Genomic DNA, 3130 nt, shown 5'->3' with positions numbered 1-3130 from the left:
CTAAACCGTCCGCCCCAAAGTGCCATAATCTTGCTCCTGAATAAGTATGCGAAAGGGCGCAGCATGCTGCGCCCCTCAAATTGACGCTAAACCAACGACGTTACTTTTTCTTCTCGTTCAACGCGCGAATACGGGAAGAGAGCGAGAACAGACGGATAAAGCCACCCGCATGGCTGTGATCGTAAACTTCATCTTCGCCAAAGGTCGCAAATTCTTCTGAGTACAGGCTGTTGGCCGATTTCTTCTGGATCGCCGTCACCTGGCCTTTATACAGCTGCAATACCACTTCGCCGTTAACTTCTTCCGCCAGCGCTTGTGCAGAAGCCTGGATGGAACGACGCAGCGGAGCAAACCAGCGGCCATCGTAGACCACGTAGGACATTTCCAGGCCCAACTGCTCACGCCATTTAAAGCTATCACGATCCAGTACCAACTGCTCGACCCCACGCAGCGCAGCAACCATAATGGTGCCTCCTGGGGTTTCATAGCAACCACGGGATTTGATGCCTACCAAGCGGTTTTCCACGATATCGATACGGCCCACGCCATGTTTGGCACCCAGCACGTTCAGGGTTTCCAGACATTTGTACGGGCTCATCGCTTCACCGTTAACGGCAACCACGCAGCCTTTCTCTACGGTGACGGTCACCTGTTCTGGCTTGTCCGGTGCTTCCAACGGATCGACAGTCCAGACCCAGCAATCTTTGTTTGGCGCATTCCACGGGCTTTCCAGCACGCCGCCTTCGGTAGAGATATGCCAGGCGTTTTCGTCACGGCTGTAGATCTTCTCCAGCGAAGCGGTGGTTGGAATATTACGCTCTTTCAGGTAATCCAGCAGGGCCTCACGGGAACGCAGGTTCCACTCACGCCAAGGCGCAACCACCTTCAGGTGCGGAGCCAATGCGGTATAGGTGGTTTCGAAACGCACCTGATCGTTGCCTTTACCGGTAGCCCCGTGGCACAGCGCATCAGCACCGACTTTCAGCGCCAGCTCAACCTGAGCTTTGGCAATGATTGGACGCGCCATTGAGGTACCCAGCAGGTAGCTGCCTTCGTACAGTGCGCCGGTCTGCAGCACCGGATAAACGTAGTCACGGATAAACTCTTCACGCAGATCGACAACATGACACTCAGAGGCACCGGATTGCAGAGCTTTCTGCTCAACGCCTTCCAGATCGCCGCGCTCCTGGCCGATGTCCGCTACGAAGGCTACCACTTCACAGCCACCGTAGTTCTCTTTCAGCCATGGAATGATGGCCGAAGTATCCAGACCGCCGGAGTACGCCAGAACGATTTTCTTGATGCCTTTGTTTTGCATTGTGTTATTCCTTGTTAATTCTAAATTTAAGCGAGGATCCGGGTGCCAATCGACACACCATTAAACAGAGCAGGAAGCTTTTCGGCATTACGCCAGCTGGCGATATCCACCGGGCGGCCAAGGGTACGTGCAGCATCCAGCGCCGCATTAACCTTCACCACCATACCATCGGTAATGATGCCTTGAGCAATCAGTTGCTCGGCTTTTTGTGCTGTCATTTCCGCGATGCGCTGCCCTTTGCCGTCGAGAATACCGCTGACATCCGACAGCAAGATTAAATCCGCCCCCAGCGTGGCGGCCAAAGCCGTCGCAGCCTGATCGGCGTTCACGTTCATCAGTTGCCCTTCGGCAGTAATGCCGATGGAGCTGACCACCGGCAGGTAGCCAGCGCCCAACAAGGTATTGAGCAGCGCGGGCGTTCCTGGTACTGCGTGGCCCACGTGGCCCAACGCTGGGTCCAGTTGGGTAACCGCAACGCTGCCACCGTCTGCCAGGCTCAGGCCAACGGCATTAATTTTGTGCTTCACCGCCCAGGCCAGCAGAGTTTTATTGGCGGTCCCCGCCAGTGCGCCGGTGATGATGTCGATCTGATCGGCAGGAGTAACGCGCAGGCCGTTCTTCTTCACTACCGGAAGGGAGAGCTGCTTCATCAGCTCATCCACTACGCAACCACCACCGTGGACGATCACCAGCGGGCGCTGATGTTCCTGGCGATAGACATCCAGCGCGGTAAACAAACGCTCCAGCGCTTCTTCACTGTCCAGTAGCACGCCACCTAGTTTGATAATCAATGGATTCATTGCTGTTTACTCACGCTGATTTAAAGTAAGGATTGGGTTTCAGGGAAGCCGAAACGGATATTCAGACACTGCACCGCCTGGGCCGCCGCACCTTTCAACAGGTTATCTTCTGCGGCTACGACGATCAGATGCTCGCCCTGCACGGCAAAGCCGATATCACAGAACGGCAGGCCCACCACGGATTTCAGTGCTGGCACCCCTTGGTCGTACAGCCGCACCAGCGGTTTATCGTCGTAAGCCGCATGGTAAGCCGCCGCCACGTCCTGCGCAGTGACGCCCTTGTTCAGGCGGCAGGTGATGGTTTCCAGAATACCCCGTGGGAAGTTACCCAGATGTGGCGTAAAGACGACCGGCACCCCGAGATGGGCAGAAATTTCTGGCTGATGACGGTGATTGAACAGGCCGTAAGGTTGCAGGCTGACTTCACAGAAACTGGTCGTGACGCTGGCTTTACGCCCCGCACCGCTCACGCCGCTGACGGCATTGATGACCGGCCATTGATCCAGGTTCAGCAATTGCTTGTCGAGCAGCGGTTTGAGCGCCAGCTGCGCCGCCGTGGGGTAGCAGCCCGGCACGGCAATCAGCTGCGCCTGCTTGAGTTTTTCGCTCTGCCACTCCGCCAGGCCGTAAACCGCCTGCGCCAGCCAGTCGGCATGCTGGTGTGTAAAACCATAATACTGCTGATAAAAATCAGCATCCTGTACGCGGAAGGCGCCGGAGAGATCGAACACCACACAACCAGCGGCCAGGAATGCTGGCGCGATGTCGTGGCTCACCTCATGGGCGGTCGCGAGGAAAACAACGTCGATGCCTTTTGCCGCGGCGGCAACGTCAACCAGCGGTTGTAATGGCAGATCGACGATGCCTTTTAATTGAGGGTGCAGTTCGGAAAGCAATTTTCCTGCATCTGCACTTTGCGCTGAAACCGCTAAAGCGGTTATGTTCATGTGTGGGTGGCGATTCAGGTAAGCCGTGAGCTCTGCTCCGGCATAACCGCTGGCACCAACAATCA

The 3130-nt window shown here is 56.2% G+C and carries 3 protein-coding genes; all 3 read right to left on the bottom strand.

Going from position 1 to position 3130, the window contains the following annotated elements:
• Positions 1-100: 100 nt before the first annotated feature.
• Genes ACLQ7H_RS15635 through argC form a run of 3 tightly spaced genes read right to left on the bottom strand, consistent with a single transcriptional unit; the run spans position 101 to position 3128 of the window.
• Positions 101-1318 (bottom strand): argininosuccinate synthase, encoded by a 1218-nt coding sequence (locus ACLQ7H_RS15635; RefSeq protein WP_024482860.1) that lies wholly within the window; start codon positions 1316-1318, stop codon positions 101-103.
• A 26-nt stretch (positions 1319-1344) separates the two neighbouring features.
• Positions 1345-2118, bottom strand: a complete 774-nt coding sequence (gene argB / locus ACLQ7H_RS15630; RefSeq protein ID WP_021181908.1) for an acetylglutamate kinase — start codon at positions 2116-2118, stop codon at positions 1345-1347.
• 20 nt (positions 2119-2138) lie between these two features.
• Positions 2139-3128: an N-acetyl-gamma-glutamyl-phosphate reductase gene (gene argC / locus ACLQ7H_RS15625; RefSeq protein WP_411753476.1), complete on the bottom strand. Its 990-nt coding sequence runs from the start codon at positions 3126-3128 to the stop codon at positions 2139-2141.
• Positions 3129-3130 lie beyond the last annotated feature (2 nt).

Origin of the sequence: Serratia sp. (in: enterobacteria) (assembly GCF_046715635.1) — a bacterium.
Lineage (GTDB): Bacteria > Pseudomonadota > Gammaproteobacteria > Enterobacterales > Enterobacteriaceae > Chania.
The sequence above is the reverse complement of the archived record's forward strand: the minus strand, read 5'-3'. Positions and strand labels throughout refer to the sequence as shown.